This window comes from Diaphorobacter ruginosibacter, assembly GCF_040396215.1.
In the GTDB taxonomy this organism is placed as follows: domain Bacteria; phylum Pseudomonadota; class Gammaproteobacteria; order Burkholderiales; family Burkholderiaceae_C; genus Diaphorobacter_A; species Diaphorobacter_A ruginosibacter_A.
In genome coordinates this window covers 1-16,035 of record NZ_JBEBOW010000089.1, presented here as the reverse complement: position 1 = coordinate 16,035, position 16,035 = coordinate 1, and the positions used below count along the sequence as shown (strand labels likewise).

General features: G+C 65.4%; 15 protein-coding genes. 9 read left to right on the top strand and 6 right to left on the bottom strand.

Annotation, left to right across the window (positions count from 1 at the left end; translation table 11 throughout):
* Positions 1-33 precede the first annotated feature (33 nt).
* The 4 genes from mtgA to ABWP92_RS11725 form a co-directional block, all read right to left on the bottom strand.
* The gene (gene mtgA, locus ABWP92_RS11740) at positions 34-774 is read right to left on the bottom strand and encodes a monofunctional biosynthetic peptidoglycan transglycosylase (RefSeq protein WP_353235566.1); all 741 of its coding nucleotides are present in this window, start codon (positions 772-774) and stop codon (positions 34-36) included.
* Positions 775-821: 47 nt separating this feature from the next.
* Positions 822-1,685: a shikimate dehydrogenase gene (gene aroE, locus ABWP92_RS11735; protein ID WP_353235565.1), complete on the bottom strand. Its 864-nt coding sequence runs from the start codon at positions 1,683-1,685 to the stop codon at positions 822-824.
* Between the two features lie 96 nt (positions 1,686-1,781).
* Positions 1,782-2,642, bottom strand: coding sequence for an energy transducer TonB (locus ABWP92_RS11730; RefSeq protein WP_353235564.1), 861 nt, complete (start codon positions 2,640-2,642; stop codon positions 1,782-1,784).
* Entirely contained in the window at positions 2,639-4,741 is a 2,103-nt protein-coding gene (locus tag ABWP92_RS11725; RefSeq protein WP_353235563.1) for a ribonuclease catalytic domain-containing protein, read from the bottom strand. Before ABWP92_RS11725 ends, ABWP92_RS11730 begins: the two co-directional genes overlap by 4 nt.
* 91 nt (positions 4,742-4,832) lie before the next feature.
* Here ABWP92_RS11725 and ABWP92_RS11720 point away from each other — a divergent pair, with 91 nt between their 5' ends.
* Complete coding sequence (locus ABWP92_RS11720; RefSeq protein WP_353235562.1) at positions 4,833-6,515, top strand: PglL family O-oligosaccharyltransferase; 1,683 nt, start codon at positions 4,833-4,835, stop codon at positions 6,513-6,515.
* 36 nt (positions 6,516-6,551) lie between these two features.
* Here ABWP92_RS11720 and ABWP92_RS11715 read toward each other — a convergent pair whose 3' ends face one another.
* Positions 6,552-7,136 (bottom strand): YqiA/YcfP family alpha/beta fold hydrolase, encoded by a 585-nt coding sequence (locus ABWP92_RS11715; protein WP_353235561.1) that lies wholly within the window; start codon positions 7,134-7,136, stop codon positions 6,552-6,554.
* Positions 7,137-7,243: 107 nt separating this feature from the next.
* Here ABWP92_RS11715 and rodA point away from each other — a divergent pair, with 107 nt between their 5' ends.
* The 4 genes from rodA (at position 7,244) to ABWP92_RS11695 (ending at position 11,724) form a co-directional block, all read left to right on the top strand.
* Complete coding sequence (gene rodA / locus ABWP92_RS11710; RefSeq protein WP_353235560.1) at positions 7,244-8,416, top strand: rod shape-determining protein RodA; 1,173 nt, start codon at positions 7,244-7,246, stop codon at positions 8,414-8,416.
* Positions 8,417-8,474: 58 nt separating this feature from the next.
* Entirely contained in the window at positions 8,475-9,935 is a 1,461-nt protein-coding gene (gene tldD / locus ABWP92_RS11705) for a metalloprotease TldD (protein WP_353235559.1), read from the top strand.
* Positions 9,936-10,228: 293 nt separating this feature from the next.
* Entirely contained in the window at positions 10,229-11,350 is a 1,122-nt protein-coding gene (locus ABWP92_RS11700) for a 3-deoxy-7-phosphoheptulonate synthase (protein WP_353235558.1), read from the top strand.
* Positions 11,351-11,412: 62 nt separating this feature from the next.
* A complete protein-coding gene (locus ABWP92_RS11695) occupies positions 11,413-11,724 on the top strand; it encodes a hypothetical protein (protein WP_353235557.1) in 312 nt (103 codons plus the stop codon).
* Between the two features lie 94 nt (positions 11,725-11,818).
* Here ABWP92_RS11695 and mpl read toward each other — a convergent pair whose 3' ends face one another.
* On the bottom strand, positions 11,819-13,231 hold the full coding sequence (gene mpl, locus ABWP92_RS11690) for a UDP-N-acetylmuramate:L-alanyl-gamma-D-glutamyl-meso-diaminopimelate ligase (protein ID WP_353235556.1): 1,413 nt from the start codon (positions 13,229-13,231) through the stop codon (positions 11,819-11,821).
* Positions 13,232-13,466: 235 nt separating this feature from the next.
* On the opposite strand from mpl, the gene ABWP92_RS11685 reads away from it, so the two are divergent.
* From ABWP92_RS11685 to ABWP92_RS11670, 4 genes are all read left to right on the top strand, one after another.
* Positions 13,467-14,081, top strand: a complete 615-nt coding sequence (locus ABWP92_RS11685) for a hypothetical protein (RefSeq protein ID WP_353235555.1) — start codon at positions 13,467-13,469, stop codon at positions 14,079-14,081.
* 53 nt (positions 14,082-14,134) lie between these two features.
* Positions 14,135-14,725: a TlpA family protein disulfide reductase gene (locus tag ABWP92_RS11680; protein WP_353235554.1), complete on the top strand. Its 591-nt coding sequence runs from the start codon at positions 14,135-14,137 to the stop codon at positions 14,723-14,725.
* Between the two features lie 111 nt (positions 14,726-14,836).
* A complete protein-coding gene (gene accB, locus ABWP92_RS11675) occupies positions 14,837-15,292 on the top strand; it encodes an acetyl-CoA carboxylase biotin carboxyl carrier protein (protein WP_353235553.1) in 456 nt (151 codons plus the stop codon).
* 10 nt (positions 15,293-15,302) lie between these two features.
* A partial coding sequence (locus ABWP92_RS11670; RefSeq protein ID WP_353235552.1) for a biotin carboxylase N-terminal domain-containing protein occupies positions 15,303-16,035 on the top strand: 733 nt, incomplete at its 3' end.

Below are 16,035 nucleotides of genomic sequence, written 5' to 3'. Positions count from 1 at the left end.
GACTGCGTGATGGCGCTCCGCCCTGGCTGAAACTCAGGGCAGCTCGGTCCGGCCCATGCGCCCCAGGATGACGCGCGTGCGGCCGTTCAGATAGGCCGATTGCGGCTGTTTCTCGAACCGCTTTGGCGCGGGCAGCATCACCGCGAGCCGCGCCGCCTCGGCGTGGGTCAGCTGTGATGCGTTCTTGCGGAAATAGTGCTGCGCCGCGGCTTGCGCGCCGAAGACGCCTTCGCCCCACTCCACGTTGTTGAGGTAGATCTCCAGGATCCGCTGCTTGCTGAGGAACTGCTCCAGCACCATGGTGAGCATCAGCTCCTGTCCCTTGCGCAGCAGGCTGCGCTCGCCGGACAGCAGCAGGTTCTTGGCCAACTGCTGCGTGATGGTGGAGCCGCCCCGGATTTTCACGGGCTTCACCTGTTGCGCGGGATTGGCTTCCTGGCGCTGCACGGCCTGTTCGGCCAGCCTGTTGTTGCGCTCCCAGTTTTTCTCGATGGCGGCCCAGTCCACGCCATCATGATTGACGAAGCCGTCGTCCTCCGAGGCGATGACCGCGCGTTTGAGCGCAGGGGCGATCTGATCGTAGGGAACCCATTGCTGCTTCCACCTGAAGGACCCATCGGATGCCAGCTGCCGCCAGATCTGCGAGCGCTGGAACGTGGTGGACTGCGGATCGACGTGCGCCATGAGCGCGATGCGCAGCACGAAGAACAGCTGCAGCGAGGCAAAGGCCAGCACCAGCAAAGCCAGCCAGCGTGTCAAAGCCTTCCATGCCATTGCGTGATCTGCTCCTCGTGAATGCGCGGGTGGTGCCGCCGGCTTGCCTACCTGCCTGCCGCAGCTTGCAGCTCTGCGCGCAGCTCGCGCAGCACCTGGGCGGCAGGCGGGCGCACGCCGCGCCAGATGGCGAACGATTCGGCGGCCTGTTCCACCAGCATTCCCAGGCCATCGCGCGCGACTGCGCCGTTGCGCGCGGCCCAGTCGAGAAAGCCCTGCGCGGCAGGCCCATACATCATGTCATAAGCAAGCGCGCCCTTGCGCAGCACGCTCGCGGGCACGGGCGACTCCGCGCCCGCCAGGCTGCTGGCCGTGCCGTTGATCACGATGTCGAAATCGCCGGTGATGGCTTGCAGCGCGCTCGCCTGCAGCGATGCTCCGGTTTCCCGGGCGACCTGCGCATGGGTGTCCGCCAGATGCCGCGCCTTCTCCAACGTGCGGTTGGCGATGACGATGCTTCTCGGCCTTTCGCGCAGCAACGGCCCGAGCACGCCCGCTGCCGCGCCGCCCGCTCCGATCAGCAGGACGTCCCGCCCTTCGATCCGCACCTGCGCATTGCGCGTGATGTCGGCGACGATGCCGAGCCCGTCGGTGTTGTCCGCGCTGATGCGGCCGTCGTCGTGGAGCACCAGCGTGTTCGCGGCGCCCGCGAGCAGCACGCGCTCGCTTTTCTCGTGCGCGCAGCGGGCCGCGTCGAGCTTGAAGGGAACGGTGACGTTGCAGCCCTGGCCGCCGCTTCGGGCGAAATCCCGGAGGGCCTGCTCGAAGCCTTCGAGCGGGACGAGCAGTCGGCCATAGCGCACGGGCTCGCCGGTGAGCTGCGCAAAGCGGGCGTGGATGGCGGGGGAGCGGCTGTGGGCGATGGGATTGCCCATGACGCAATAGTTGTGGCCGTTGTTTTCCTGGGTCATGGTGGATTGTGGCCCAAAGATGGACCCATTGCCCATTACCTGCTGCCCATTGCCTGTTGCCCACGGCGTCCCGTGCGGCAACGGGACGGGCAAGGCTTAGCGCATGTCGGTTTCCAGCGTCTGATCGCGCGTGAACCTGAAGCGCGACACCACGGCGATCTGGTCCGCCTTGGCGCGCATCGCGGGGCCGAAGTGACCGAATGGACCCGACGCCGTCGCAATGGCTTGCGCGCGGCGGTCGAGTTGCCGGTTGCCCGAGGTCTGCGCGACTTCGGTCTGCAGCACGCGGCCGTCGTGGTTCACCGTGATGATCATGACGAGTTCGCCGTAGAGCTTTTTGCCGTTGGCTTCGGGGAAGTTTTCCGTGCCCCTGTCTTCCACCTTGCGGCGCAGCGCGTCGTAGTAGATCGCGTACACCTCCTCGCGCGTGGCGGGGCTGATGTAGCGCTTCTTGGGACGCGCGTTTTCCTCGTTGATGCGTTTTTCGATTTCCGCCAGCACCTTCAGCAGCTGCTTGCGCTTTTCTTCCTGGACCTGATGGTCGGCGCTTTCGCTCGGTTTGCGGGGATCGGGCGGCGGCAGCTTGGCCAGTTCCTTGCGCAACTGGGCGAGCAGCTGGGTCTGCTGCGCCATCATCGAGTCCATCTTGCGCTGCGCCTCCTCCAGGTCGTCGCCGATGGACGTGAGGGCCGAGTAGGGCAGCGGGCTGGTGGCCCGGCCGCTGGCGGCTTCGCCGCCTCCGGCGAGCGCGGATTGCGCGACGGCCTGCGCCTTGTCGGGCGCTTCGGTGGACTTCGCGTTGACCAGGATGACCTCCAGCGGCGTGTCCTCGAACACGCGGTTGAAGCTCTCCGGATCGACGAAGCGGACCGACAGAATGGCGGCATGCACGAGGACGGATGCGCCCAGCGTCAGTTGAAGAACGCTCAGGCGCTGGAGGAGGGCGGGCAGTTTCACGGCGCCTGATTATCTTCGCTGTTGGAGTTCCTGGGGCCGCCCTGTGGCGCATCCGCCGCATCGCCGTCATCGACGTCCACGGCAATGGCGATGGGGCCGGCGACCTGGTCGTCGTCTTCCTCGCTCACGTCGCCATCGTCGCTTGGATCGTCGGGGTCGTCGAGCCGCTGCACCACGGTGCCGTGGATGTCGAGCGTGATCTCGTCGATTTCACCGAGCCTGACCAGCGCGCGCGCGCCGCGCGGCAGGTTTTGCGCGCCGAGCACGGAGATCACCAGCGGCAAGCTGTCCGCGCGCATCAGCATGTTGCCGGCGCCGTCGTCCTTGATGACCGTGGACTCGATCTGGGTGATCTGGTTCTGCTCCAGGTACTTCAGCGTCCAGAAGCGCTCCATCCCGGCCTGGTAGCCGTTATAGGCGCCATAGGCCGCATCGAAGCTGGAGATGACCGAGAACAGATCCGCATCCTTGGGCTTGAACGGCGCGGCCAGCGCGGCGGTCTTGCCGTGGCGGGCGCAGGCGATGATCTGCCACTGGTTGACCAGGTCCACATAGCGGCGCAGCGGCGAGGTGGACCACGCGTAGCACTTCACGCCGATGCCCGCGTGCGGCTGGGCCTTGGTGCCCATGCGCACCTTCACGCCGGGCGCCAGGCTGTACTGGCTGCGGTAGATGCCCGGCACGTTGTGGTCGGCCAGCATCTGCCCCCAGGTGCTGTTGGCGACGATGGCGGCCTCGGCCACGATCAGGTCGAGCGGCGCGCCGCGCTTGCGCGTGGTGATGGCCACCGTTTCGCTGCCGTCGGGTTCGCCGTCGCCGTTGCCTTCCAGGCGGAAGGTGTAGTCGGGGCGGCTGAAGGTCTCCGGCTTGCCGCGCACCACTTCGCGCTGCGCCTTGAGCCGGCGGGCCAGCCTGAACAGGAAGGAGAGTTCGGCGCGGCGCTCCAGCAGTTCCTGCGGCGTGCCTTCGACGCAGAGGGTCGCGTCATCGAGCCACTGTGGCGTGACGATGTGATCGAGCTTGTCGTGGCGCAGGTTCACGGCCACCGGAACGCGTTCGAGCCGGGTCTCGGTGCCGGTGATCTCCAGCGTTTCCTCATTGATCGTCACGTACAGCGAAACCGCCGGGTTGGCGCGGCCTTCGTCGAGCGTGTAGATCCGCACCACGTCGTCGGGCAGCATGGTGATCTTGTAGCCGGGCATGTAGACCGTGGACAGGCGTGCGCGGCCCACATGGTCGATGGCCGAGCCGGGCTCGATCGCCAGGCCCGGCGCGGCGATGTGGATGCCCAGCGTGACGGTGCCCGAGCCCAGTCCCTGGACGGACAGCGCATCGTCGATTTCCGTGGTGGCCGAATCGTCGATGGAATAGGCCTGCACGGGCGCCAGCGGCAGATCCTGCGGGGGCTGTGGCGCGGTGAGATCCGGAAAACCCGTGCCCTTCGGGAAGTTCTCGAACAGGAAGCGCTTCCAGTGGAACTGGTATGCCGAGTCGATGGCCCCGGCGGCCTGCAACAGGTCGAGCGGCGCCTGGTGCGTGGCGCGGCTGGCCTCGACGACGGCCTTGTATTCGGAGGCGTTCTTGTCGGGCTTGAACAGAATCCTGTAGAGCTGCTCGCGGATCGGCTGCGGGCAGGTGCCGGACGCCAGCTCTTGGGCCCAGGCGGTGATCTGCGCGGCGATCTGCTTTTTCTTCTCGATGGCCACGAGTGCCTGCTGCAGGATTTCAGCGGGCGCTTTCCTGAAACGGCCCTTGCCCGCTCGGCGAAAGTAGTGCGGTGCCTCGTGCATGGCCAGCAAGGCCGCGACCTGCTCGTTGACGGAGGCAGGGTCGGAGAAATAGTCGCGCGCCAGGTCGGCAAAGCCGAACTCTTCCTCGGACGCGAATTCCCATGCCAGATCGAGCTCGATGGTCGCCGCCAGTTCGCGCGCCCTGGCGAGCAGCTCGGCGGGCGCGGGCTTGTCGAACTTCAGCAGGGTGTTGGCGGCCTTGACCTTGACGCGCTTTCCCGATTCCAGCTCGATCTGCGCCGAGCTTTCGGCTTCAGAGAGGATGCGGCCAGCCTGAAACTTGCCGGCTTCTTCGAATAATGCATACATGGGCGCTATTTTCCCATGGAGCGCGGGTGCGCCGGCTGCGGCGGGCGAGGAGTTCGCAGGGATTTGGCTCCCCTGGCGGGCAATCGCAGCCATGGGCCATGAAGAACCGGGCGGCCCGGTCTATGATGGCGAGCTCACAGAAAATGCGCAGCGCGCTCCGATGAAAGCCGTCCACCACACTCTTGCCCTGGCAGTGAAAAGTCTGGCTGTGGCGATTCCGTTTCTCTTCGCCTACACGCGCTCGCCGATGACCAACTTCTGGCCATTGATCGCCAGCGCCATGTGCGGCTGGCTGATCGTCGTTCTCTGCATCACGCGCGTGGACCGGCCGGCGGCGCTGCGCCAGGAGCTGGCGCAGTGCCTTCGCTGGGGGCTGATTCTGGCGGGCGCCCTGGCATCGGTGGTGGGGCTGATCCAGTTCTTCCTGGGCGACGTGGGGATGTCCCCGTGGATTTACCCGTCCGCCCTGGGGCAGGCCATCGGGAATCTGCGCCAGCGCAACCAGCAGGCGACGCTGATCCTGATGAGCGCGCTGGCCTTGCTGCTGTGGCTGCCGGCGCTGCTCGCGCCGCAAGAGCATGAGCGGCGCCACCGGTATGAAGGGCTGCGCTCGGCGGCGGTGGTTCTTTTGCCATGGGTTCTGGCGCTGCTGGCCATGGGCAGCGGCGCGACCGCCTCGCGCACGGGAGCCGTGGAATGGGTGGCGCTCGTGCTGCTGCTGTGGCTATGGCGCGCCAGCGTCGGAAAGCTGGCGCTGGCCATGGGCGTGGCGGGCCTGCTGGCCTACCTGCTGGCCGCATGGGCGCTGCCCGAGCTGCTGCTGCGCTGGACGGGCGTGCAGATGGACGGCCTGTTCATGCGGGTGGCCGATACTTCGCATCGCTGCACCAGCCGGCTCACGCTGTGGTCCAACATGCTTTATCTGATCGAGCTGAAGCCCTGGCTTGGATGGGGCTGGGGTGAGCTCGACTATGCGCACTACAGCACGATCTTCCCTGGCGAGCGCTTCTGTCTGCTGCTGGACAACGCGCACAACCTGCCGCTGCATCTGGCGGTGGAACTGGGCGTGCCGGTTGCCATCGGCTTTTGCGCGTTGGTGGCCTGGGCCACCTGGCGCGGCAAGCCCTGGCGCGAGACGGAGCCCGCGCGCCAACTGGCCTGGGGTGTGCTGGCTTTCATCGGCATGCACAGCATGCTGGAATTCCCGCTGTGGTATGGGCCGTTCCAGCTGGCGGTGGTTTTGGCGGTGACGATCCTGCTGCTGCCGCGCCGTGACGTACAGGTGCGCCTGCAAACGGTCTTGCGGGTGCGGGTTTTCCTGCTGGCGGCGTGCTGCGCGTGGCTGGCGGGCGTGTTCATCGTCAGCCATGACTTCCTGCGCATGTCACAGCTTTATGTGGAGCCGCCGCAGCGTATCGCCAAGTGGCGCGACCTCACGGCGCGGGAGGTGAGCGAGAGCCCGGATTTCTTCACCGACCAGGCGGAGTTCGCGTGGCTCACGACCGCCAGCATCAACGAGCGCAACGCCGTGCAGATGCACGCGATGGCGCGCCGCATGCTGCACTATTCGCCGGAGCCGCGCGTGATCACCAAGCTGATCGAAAGCGCGCAGCTGCTGGGGTTCCAGGCGGAAGTGGACGAGCAGCTGGAGTTGCTGCGCATCGCCTATCCCGATGCCTACGCCCATTTCAAGGCGCGACGGGACGGCGCGGCATCGGCCGCCTCCACCGCGTTGGCGGCTTCCGCGGCCAGCGCCGATGTCAGGAGGCCTTGAACGGGTTCCGGGCGCGGCCGGCTGCCGGCGCATGCGTCAGGCGAGATCGCAAAACCGGATGACGTCGTCCACGTACAGCTCGAATTGGCTCAGCGCGTGGTCGCCGCCTTCCAGGATGCGGAGTTCGGCGTTGGCATAGCGATCCGCCATTTCGCGCCAGTCCAGCAGCTCGTCGCCCTTGGCGATGATGGCCATCTCCGGCGCGGCGGGCGCGAGGTGGCGCACGTCCAGCGCCTTGAGCTCGTCGATGAACTGGGGCCGGAAATAGAAACGCTCGCTCGGGTTGTGCCAGGCCGTCTGGTCGCCGATGCGCTGCCGCAGGTCGCGAGCGGGATTCACGGCCGGATTGAGCATCACGCTGCGGCAGCCTTGATGCTGTGCGAACCAACTGGCGTAGAAGCCGCCGAGCGACGAGCCGATCACCGCCGTCGCGGCGCGCGGCCAGTGGCTGGTCCCCTCGGCCACCATGGCCATGGCCTCCCTGGGCGAGGGCGGCAGTTGCGGGCACCAGAAGTGCACGCCGGGATGATCGCGCCTGACCTGCGCCGCCGTCATTTGCGCCTTGGCGGATTGCGGGGAGGAGCGGAAACCGTGCAGATAGAGCAGATGCGTGGTTGGCATGGGAAGGACGGTAGGTCAGCGGATGGGGCGCCCTGGCGGCACCCCGTTGGACAAGATTCTGCACCCGGTGCGCAGGGTTGAGCCTTGCACTGGGATAATTGCGCCCCATGTCCGCCGTTTTCGACAAGCCCACCCTGCTGCAGCGCATCCTGCCCATGTTGCGCGGGTTCGACTGGCCGCTGATTTTCCTGCTGCTGGTCCTGACCTCCATCGGGCTGACGGCGATGTATTCGTCGGGGTACGACCATGGCACGCGCTTCGTGGACCATGGCCGCAACATCCTGCTGGCGGCGGGCATCCTGTTCTGCGTGTCGCAGGTGCCGCCGCAAAAGCTCATGGCGCTGGCGGTGCCGCTGTACACCCTGGGGGTCGCGCTGCTGGTGGCCGTGGCGCTGTTCGGCATCACGAAAAAGGGAGCGCAGCGCTGGATCAACGTCGGGGTGGTGATCCAGCCGAGCGAATTGCTCAAGATTGCCACGCCGCTGATGCTGGCCTGGTGGTTCCAGAAGCGCGAGGGCCAGCTTCGCGCGCTGGACTTCGTGGTGGCGGGCGTGCTGCTGATGATCCCGGTGGGGCTGATCATGAAGCAGCCCGACCTGGGAACGTCGCTGCTGGTGATGGCGGCGGGCCTGTCCGTGATCTTCTTCGCCGGGCTTCCCTGGCGGCTGGTCATCCCCCCGCTGGTGATCGGCGCGGTCGGTATTTTCCTGATCGTCTGGTTCGAGCCGCAGCTATGCGCCGAAGGCGTGCGCTGGCCCGTGCTGCACGACTATCAGCAGCAGCGCATCTGCACGCTGCTGGACCCCACGCGCGATCCGCTGGGCAAGGGCTTTCACATCATCCAGGGCATGATCGCCATCGGCTCGGGCGGAGTCTGGGGCAAGGGCTTCATGGCGGGCACGCAGACCCATCTGGAGTTCATCCCCGAGCGCACCACCGATTTCATCTTCGCGGCTTTTTCCGAGGAGTTCGGGCTGCTCGGCAATCTCGCGCTGATCGTGAGCTTCCTGCTGCTGGTCTGGCGCGGCCTTGCGATCGCCGTGTCCGCGACCACGCTGTTCGGCCGCCTGATGGCCGGCGCGGTGGCGATGATCTTCTTCACCTATGCGTTTGTGAACATGGGCATGGTCAGCGGCATTCTTCCCGTGGTGGGCGTGCCTCTTCCGTTCGTGAGCTACGGCGGCACGGCAATGGTCACGCTGGGGCTTGCGCTGGGCGTCCTGATGTCCGTGGCGCGCGCCCAGAACCAGCCATCGCAGGCGCCGCAGGAGGCCGGCTGAGCCGCAGGCCCGATTCGCGCATCCTGCGCGGGGATTGGTTGCATCCTAAAATGGACCCATGATCTCCCGCGAACCCACCATTGAACGATTGGCCATTGCCCGGCAACTGCTGCTTGAGCCGTTTGGCCTGGACGAGTCTCACCTGACGCGAGCGCTGGCGGAAATCCGCGCGCACCGGGTGGACGACGCCGACCTGTATTTCCAGTACACCCGCAGCGAGGGCTGGAGCCTGGAGGAGGGTATCGTCAAGACCGGTTCGTTCAGCATCGACCAGGGAGTCGGCGTGCGCGCCGTGAGCGGCGAGAAGACCGCCTTCGCCTATTCGGATGATATTTCCGAGACATCGTTGCTCGATGCCGCGCGCACGGTGCGCAGCATCGCGGGCGCCGCCGGATCGGCCCGCGCGCGCGTCGGTGCGAGGAAAGTGGCGCAAAGCCGCTCGCTCTACCCGGAGATCGACCCCATTGCGAGCATGGACAGCACGGCCAAGGTCGCGCTGCTCGAGCGCGCCGAGAAACTCGCTCGCTCCAGGGATCCGCGCATCGTGCAGGTGATGGCCGGGCTGGCCGGCGAATACGACGTGGTGCTGGTGGCCCGCGCGGACGGCACGCTGGCGGCCGATGTGCGCCCGCTGGTGCGCATGTCCATCACCGTGATCGCCGAGCAGAACGGCCGCCGCGAGGTGGGATCGGCGGGCGGCGGCGGGCGTTTCGGCCTGGCTTACTTCGATGATGAACTGGTTCACCAGTATGTGAGCGAAGCGGTGAACGCCGCGCTGGTCAACCTGGAATCGCGCCCCGCGCCCGCGGGAGAGATGACCGTGGTGCTGGGCCCCGGCTGGCCAGGCGTGCTGCTGCATGAAGCGGTGGGCCACGGCCTCGAGGGCGACTTCAACCGCAAGGGCTCCAGCGCATTCAGCGGCCTCATCGGCGAGCGCGTGGCGGCCAAGGGCGTGACCGTGCTGGACGACGGCACGATCGCCGACCGGCGCGGCTCGCTCAATGTGGATGACGAAGGCCATGCCACGCAGAAGAACGTGCTCATCGAGGACGGCATTCTCAAGGGCTACATCCAGGATTCGATGAACGCCCGCCTGATGAAGTCCAGGCCCACGGGCAATGGCCGCCGCGAGAGCTATGCGCACATTCCCATGCCGCGCATGACCAACACCTACATGCTGGGCGGCGACAAGGACCCACGGGAGATCGTCGCCTCGATCAAGAAGGGCCTGTATGCCACCAATTTCGGCGGCGGACAGGTGGACATCACGAGCGGGAAATTCGTGTTCTCCGCGAGCGAGGCCTATTGGGTGGAGAACGGCAGGATTCTTTATCCCGTCAAGGGCGCGACCATCGTCGGCAGCGGGCCGGAGTCGCTCAAGAAGGTCAGCATGATCGGCAACGACATGAAGCTCGACCCGGGCGTCGGCACCTGCGGCAAGGAAGGCCAGAGCGTGCCGGTCGGCGTGGGCCAGCCCACGATGCGTATCGACGGGCTGACTGTCGGCGGCACTGCCTGACAGAGGAGCGGCAAGGCCGATGTTGCGCATGCGCTACCAAAAATAGTTGTTGCATCGCATCAAAAAGTGCTACATTGACATCTTATGCAAGTACGCAGCGCGTTTTATTTTTACTTTTGGTTCTCGTCCAAGGCGGATGAGAGGCCACTGCGCGCACGTTAACTGAAGCAAGCAAGTCTCCCTGAAAAACCGCCGAAGCTGAAAAGCCCGGCGGTTTTTTGTTTTTCCGCTCCTTTTTCGCAACGTTTCCCTTTCAGACAGTCAACCCAACAATCCACGAGGACGCAATTCAAATGACGACTCAAGCAGCTTCTTCCGCTGATGCCTGGTACCGCAACGTCGAGAAAACCAGCAATACCGACGACCAACGCATCAAGGACATCACCATGTTGCCTCCTCCAGAGCATTTGATTCGCTTCTTCCCGATCAGCGGGACCGAAGTGGAGACCCTGATCACCAGCACGCGCCAGAACATCCAGAAGATCATGTCGGGCGAGGACGACCGCCTGCTGGTCATCATCGGCCCGTGCTCGATCCATGATCCTGCCGCCGCCATCGACTATGCCCGCAGGCTGCAGGCCGTGCGCGAGCAGTACAAGGACACCCTGGAGATCGTGATGCGCGTGTATTTCGAGAAGCCGCGCACCACCGTCGGGTGGAAGGGGCTGATCAACGATCCCTACCTGGATGGAAGCTACCGCATCGACGAGGGCCTGCGCATCGCGCGCCAGCTGCTCATCGACATCAACCGCCTGGGGGTTCCCGCGGCGAGCGAATTCCTGGACGTGATCTCGCCCCAGTACATCGGCGACCTGATCAGCTGGGGCGCCATCGGCGCGCGCACGACCGAAAGCCAGGTGCACCGCGAGCTCGCCTCGGGTATCTCGGCGCCGATCGGTTTCAAGAACGGCACGGACGGCAACATCCGCATCGCCACCGATGCCATACAGTCCGCCAGCCGTGGCCACCATTTCCTGTCGGTGCACAAGAATGGCCAGGTCGCCATCGTGCACACCAGCGGCAACCAGGATTGCCACGTGATCCTGCGCGGCGGCAAGGCGCCGAACTACGGCGCGGAGCACGTGGCCGCAGCCTGCAAGGACCTGCAGGCCGCGGGCCTCAATCCCACGCTGATGGTCGATTGCAGCCATGCCAATTCGAGCAAGCAGCACGAGAAGCAGCGCGACGTGGCGCGCGATATCGGCGCGCAGATCGCCGGCGGCTCGCGGTCCGTCTTCGGCGTGATGATCGAGAGCCACATCCATGCCGGCGCGCAGAAGTTCACTCCCGGCAAGGATTCGACGGGCGCGCTCGAATACGGCAAGAGCATCACCGACGCCTGTCTCGGCTGGGAGGATTCGCTGGCGACGCTGGCTGAATTGTCGTCCTCCGTACAGACGCGCCGCGCGGGTTGATGGACAATCGGGGCCATGGCGGCATCCGCCCTGATTGTTCCATTCGGCAAAGGATTTGAACCATGCGCAGTGAAGTGACCGTGACGCTCGGTGCGGAGCAGGAATTCCGCTTCGACCTGGAAGGCGTCGAACCCATGACCAACGAGGCGGCGCGGCGCTGGTTGGATAATGAGTTCGTGCGGCTCGATTGCGAGCCCCTGCGTCCCAGCGGCAAGGTGCTGCTGGCCGACAAGGTGCTGGTCGTCGCGGCCAACGCCGGCGCGACGCACCTGTCGGATGCCGGCTGGTCGCATCAGTTCGCGCGAGCCGCAAGGGCCGCCCTGGGCCGCGACACCGTGCGCATCGACATTCCATCGATGGCCGTGACGTTCTGAGGCTATGCTCCCGCATGCGCGGCAACAACAGAAACGGCGCCCATGAGCGCCGTTTTTTGATGGACGGGGCAGGCCCGCTTCTTCAGCTTGCCATCTATTTTTCCGCCAGCGCCGCAAGCAGCCTGGCATGAATGCCGCCGAAGCTGCCGTTGCTCATGCACACGATATGGTCGCCTGGCCGGGCGGCGGCCTTAAGCTGCGCGACCAGCGTATCGATGTCGCCGGCGGTATGCGCACGCGCGCCGAGCGGGGCCAGCGCCTGCGCGGCGTCCCAGTCGAGGCCCGCGGTGTGGCAGAACACCTGGTCCGCGGATTCCAGCGCCCAGGGCAGTTGCGACTTCATCGTGCCCAGCTTCATGGTGTTGCTGCGCGGCTCGAATGCCGCGAGGATGCGGGCACTCTTGCCGACGACGCGGCGCAGGCCGTCGAGCGTGGTGCGCAGCGCGGTCGGGTGGTGCGCGAAATCGTCGTACACGGCAATGCCGCCCACCGTGCCGCGCAGCTCCATGCGGCGCCTGACGTTCTGGAATTTCGACAGCGCCTGCGCCGCGGCGGCGGGCTGCACGCCCACGTGCTGCGCGGCGGCAATGGCGGCGAGCGCATTGAGCTGGTTGTGCACGCCGCTCAGATCCCACTTCACATGAGCGACGGGCTGGCCGCGATGCAGCACTTCGAAGTCGCCGGGCTCGCCGCTGGCGCCGAAATCGCTGACCGCATCGCCGAACGTGGCGACCTGGCTCCAGCATCCCGCATGCAATACGCGGGCGAGGCTTTCCTCCAGGGCGTTGGCAACCACCCGGCCGGTGGACGGCACGGTGCGCACGAGGTGGTGGAACTGGCGCTCTATCGCGGCAAGATCATCGAAGATGTCGGCGTGATCGAATTCGAGGTTGTTCAGCACGGCGGTGCGCGGCCGATAGTGCACGAACTTGCTGCGCTTGTCGAAGAACGCCGTGTCGTACTCGTCGGCCTCGATCACGAACAATGGAGCCCGGCCGTCTTGTGCGGCGCCGTATGCATGCGCCGCGTCGCGGCCCAGGCGCGCGGATACGCCAAAGTTCAGCGGCACGCCGCCCACCAGGAAGCCCGGCTCCAGTCCCGCGTGCTCCAGGATCCAGGCGAGCATCGAGGTCGTCGTCGTCTTGCCGTGCGTTCCGGCGACCGCCAGCACGTGGCGTCCCTGCAAGACGTTCTCCGACAGCCATTGCGGGCCGCTGATATACGGAGCGCCCGCATCGAGGATGGCTTCCATCAGCGGGAACTTGGGTGTTCCGTCCGGCAGGCGTGAGCGGCTCACCACGTTGCCGATGACGAAAATATCGGGCCTGAGCGCCAGCTGGTCGGCGCCGTAGCCTTCGATCAGGTCGATGCCCAGGGCGCGCAGCTGATCGCTCATCGGCGGATAGACGCCCGCGTCGCAACCCGTCACGCGATGGCCGGCTTCCCGGGCCAACGCGGCCACGCCACCCATGAAGGTGCCGCAAATCCCCAGAATGTGTATGTGCATGGCGCTGATTCTACGATTGGGCGGAACGCTGTCGGGAAGCCGCCGGTCCGGGGGGATATTGTGCTAGCGAATATGTAGCTGATTATGTAACTCCCGATGCATTGTGCTTGCAGGATGTCACGCAAACTTGCAGGTATTGGTATTGGAGCGACAATGGGCCGCTGGCCTGTCATCCGCAGCGCGATGTAATGGGTAAAGCTCGGGTGGATGACATGCCAGGAACAGGATTGCCGCCATGAATGACGCTCTTGCCACGGAAATTGCCAACACCACCGCACGCCTTGTGGTGGAGGAGGGCCTGGAATGGGGGCCGGCGAAGCGCCGGGCGGTCAAGCTGCTGGGCCTCCCGCAACGCACGCCGCTGCCCGACAACGACCTGGTGGAGGATGCGGTGCGCGAATACATCGGCCTGTTCTGCGCCGATACACAGCCCGCCGAATTGCGCGCTCTGCGCCAGCTTGCGCTGGTCTGGATGGAGCGCATGCGCGACTTCCGTCCGTACCTGGCCGGTGCGGTATGGCATGGAACCGCCACCCGCTTGTCAGATATCTATGTGCAGATGTTTTGCGATGACCCAAAATCGGCGGAGATATGTCTGATTGATCATCATGTAGATTACGAGCCGCGCACCGTGACCGGATTCCGCGGTGAGCTGGTGGATGCCTTGAGCGTGAGCAGCCTGTCCCCGGAACTGGGCGAGCACATCGGCGTTCACCTGATGGTCTATGACCTCGACGACCTGCGCGGCGCGCTCAAGCCGGACTCCCGCGGGCGTCTGCCGCGCGGCGACATCCATGCCGTGCGCGAGCTGCTTGCCAAGCCTGACGAGGGCGGCGCGGCCAGCGCCTGAATCAACCGATCGGCTCTTTCCATTGCGATCCGAAACCCTGCCAGTCCTTCATCATGTCCTTATCCGTTGATCCAGAATCCCGCGCCGACGCCCTCCACCCTGCAAAAGAAGAGGGCATGCCGGCGTCGCGCCGCCACTGGCTGATGGGCGCTGCGGGCGTGGCGGCGGCCATTGCGGGCGGCGGCGTGGCCTGGTGGCGTTTGCAGCCGCATGGGGCGGAGGACAGTGTCGCAGACTCGTTCTGGAACGCCTCGATGGAAACCCTGGATGGCGCAACATTGACCATGCGCAAGTTTCACGGCCGTCCCTTGCTTCTGAACTTCTGGGCAACGTGGTGCCCGCCATGCGTGGAGGAGCTGCCGCTGCTCAACCGCTTCTTTACCGAACATGCCGGTAAGGGCTTTCAAGTGCTTGGATTGGCCATCGATCAGCCGGCTGCCGTGCGTAAATTCCTGGAGCGCACACCGCTTGATTTCCCTATCGCTCTGGCCGGATTGACAGGAACGGACCTGGGCCGCGCGCTGGGCAATGATGTGGGCGGTCTCCCGTTTTCCGTCCTGTTCGGTAAAGATGGGAACATCTTGAAGCGTAAAATGGGACAATTGAACGAACAAGATATGGTGCAATGGGTTTCCCAGGTCTGAGGATTGCCCCATCCCCTGATGGAGATGTAGATATTTGCACCGAGTTCGACGCAATAGGCTGAAATTGGGGTAAATTTGCGCCCCATTCTGTTTCTAGCCGTTGGAGCTCCCATGGATTTGCGAAAACTTAAGACCCTCATCGACCTGGTGTCCGAGTCGAACGTTTCTGAACTCGAGATCACCGAAGCCGAGGGCAAAGTGCGCATTGTCAAAGGCGGCGGTGCCGTGGTGCAGCAAATGGTTGCCGCACCGATGATGGCCCAGCCGATGGCGGCTGCGCCTGTCGCGGCAGCGCCTGTCGCCGAAGCGGCGCCCGCAGCCGCCGCGATCACCGGACATTCCGTCAAGTCGCCGATGGTCGGCACGTTCTACCGCGCAGCCGCGCCGGGCGGCAAGCCGTTCGTGGAGATCGGCGCGCAGGTCAAGGAAGGCGAGACGCTGTGCATCATCGAGGCGATGAAGATCCTCAATGAGATCGAGGCTGACAAGTCCGGCACGGTCACGCGCGTGCTGGCCGAGAACGGCCAGCCGGTCGAGTACGGCCAGCCCCTGTTCGTGATCGAGTGAAGCGACACGCATGTTCAAGAAAATCCTAGTTGCCAACCGCGGTGAGATCGCCCTGCGAATTCAGCGCGCGTGCCGCGAGCTGGGCGTCAAGGCGGTGATGGTCTATTCCGAGGCCGACCGTGATGCCAAATACGTCAAGCTCGCCGAGGAAGCTGTCTGCATCGGCCCCGCGCCATCAGCGCTTTCGTACCTGAATATGCCCGCCATCATTTCCGCGGCGGAAGTCACCGACGCGGAAGCCATCCACCCCGGTTACGGTTTTCTCTCCGAGAATGCCGACTTCGCCGAGCGCGTGGAAAAGAGCGGCTTCCAGTTCATTGGCCCGGCACCCGAGTCGATCCGCATCATGGGCGACAAGGTCTCGGCCAAGCAGGCGATGATCCGTGCGGGCGTGCCCTGCGTGCCGGGCTCCGACGGCGAGCTGCCCGATGATCCCGTGGCGATCCGCCGCATTGCGCGTTCGGTCGGCTATCCGGTGATCATCAAGGCCGCGGGCGGCGGCGGCGGCCGCGGCATGCGCGTGGTCCACACCGAGGCAGCGCTCGTCAATGCCGTGCAGATGACCAAGGCCGAGGCGGAAACCGCATTCGGCAACCCGGCCGTGTACATGGAGAAATTCCTCCAGAACCCGCGCCACGTCGAGATCCAGATCATCGCCGACAAGTTCAAGAACGCCGTGTATCTGGGTGAGCGCGACTGCTCCATGCAGCGCCGCCACCAGAAGGTGATCGAGGAAGCGCCGG

Excerpts from the sequence above, each read along its gene's own strand:
- rodA (WP_353235560.1), top strand. The coding sequence starts at position 7,244 with ATGTCCGCCGTTTTCGACAAGCCCACCCTGCTGCAGCGCATCCTGCCC.
- ABWP92_RS11695 (WP_353235557.1), top strand. The coding sequence starts at position 11,413 with ATGCGCAGTGAAGTGACCGTGACGCTCGGTGCGGAGCAGGAATTCCGC.
- ABWP92_RS11685 (WP_353235555.1), top strand. The coding sequence starts at position 13,467 with ATGAATGACGCTCTTGCCACGGAAATTGCCAACACCACCGCACGCCTT.
- ABWP92_RS11680 (WP_353235554.1), top strand. The coding sequence starts at position 14,135 with ATGTCCTTATCCGTTGATCCAGAATCCCGCGCCGACGCCCTCCACCCT.
- accB (WP_353235553.1), top strand. The coding sequence starts at position 14,837 with ATGGATTTGCGAAAACTTAAGACCCTCATCGACCTGGTGTCCGAGTCG.
- ABWP92_RS11720 (WP_353235562.1), top strand. The coding sequence starts at position 4,833 with ATGGGCCATGAAGAACCGGGCGGCCCGGTCTATGATGGCGAGCTCACA.
- ABWP92_RS11700 (WP_353235558.1), top strand. The coding sequence starts at position 10,229 with ATGACGACTCAAGCAGCTTCTTCCGCTGATGCCTGGTACCGCAACGTC.
- tldD (WP_353235559.1), top strand. The coding sequence starts at position 8,475 with ATGATCTCCCGCGAACCCACCATTGAACGATTGGCCATTGCCCGGCAA.
- aroE (WP_353235565.1), bottom strand. The coding sequence starts at position 1,685 with ATGACCCAGGAAAACAACGGCCACAACTATTGCGTCATGGGCAATCCC.
- mtgA (WP_353235566.1), bottom strand. The coding sequence starts at position 774 with ATGGCATGGAAGGCTTTGACACGCTGGCTGGCTTTGCTGGTGCTGGCC.
- ABWP92_RS11715 (WP_353235561.1), bottom strand. The coding sequence starts at position 7,136 with ATGCCAACCACGCATCTGCTCTATCTGCACGGTTTCCGCTCCTCCCCG.
- ABWP92_RS11725 (WP_353235563.1), bottom strand. The coding sequence starts at position 4,741 with ATGTATGCATTATTCGAAGAAGCCGGCAAGTTTCAGGCTGGCCGCATC.
- mpl (WP_353235556.1), bottom strand. The coding sequence starts at position 13,231 with ATGCACATACACATTCTGGGGATTTGCGGCACCTTCATGGGTGGCGTG.